This is a genomic window from Collinsella sp. AF37-9, assembly GCF_003475115.1.
Classification (GTDB): Bacteria; Actinomycetota; Coriobacteriia; order Coriobacteriales; family Coriobacteriaceae; genus Collinsella.
On the sequence record NZ_QROQ01000037.1, the window covers coordinates 1 to 233 of the forward strand.

At 77.7% G+C, this 233-nt stretch carries 1 protein-coding gene; it reads left to right on the plus strand.

Annotated elements, in window-relative coordinates; genetic code table 11:
- Positions 1-233, plus strand: a 233-nt coding sequence (locus DW024_RS09165) for a transposase (protein ID WP_199576959.1), incomplete at both ends; no start/stop codon positions are given.

A 233-nucleotide genomic window follows, 5' to 3' on the forward strand; every position in this document is an offset into this window, starting at 1 on the left:
GAGGCCGCCGGGGAGGCCGCGGCCGCCTCCACCGCGCCCCCGCCGGCGCTCGTCGAGGCCGAGACGGCGGCGCTGCTCGAGGGCGACGAGACCTACGCGTGCCCGCTCACCGTGCCCGGCATCGGCCCGAGGACCGCGGCGCAGCTCGCGGTGTCGGTCGACATCGCGAGGTTCCCGGACCACGACCACCTGGCCTCGTACCGCGGCATAGCCCCGAGGGTGAGGAGCTCCGG